We start from the raw sequence: 238 nt of genomic DNA on the forward strand, positions 1-238 counted from the left end.
ATGATGTTCGCTTCGGTACGTGTTTTTAGCTCATCGATAAATGCTTGATATACAGAACGTTGTACGTAAACGCGCGTACAGTTTGTGCAAATTTCGCCTTGGGTGTAGAAGTTGCCTAGCATCGCGGCACTTACCGCCTGACTAATATTGGCATCTTCAAAGACTAGCAATGGCGATTTACCGCCAAGCTCCATGGTAACGTCTTTTAGGTTTGTCGCTGCAGCACTTTGCATAACTT

General features: G+C 45.0%; 1 protein-coding gene. It reads right to left on the bottom strand.

All coding sequences use genetic code 11. The annotated features are described in order from the left end of the window. Positions 1-238: aldehyde dehydrogenase family protein (locus NLF92_RS13760; protein ID WP_254102841.1), on the bottom strand; the 238-nt coding region annotated here is incomplete at both ends.

It is taken from the genome of Opacimonas viscosa, assembly GCF_024199005.1.
Classification (GTDB): domain Bacteria; phylum Pseudomonadota; class Gammaproteobacteria; order Enterobacterales; family Alteromonadaceae; genus Opacimonas; species Opacimonas viscosa.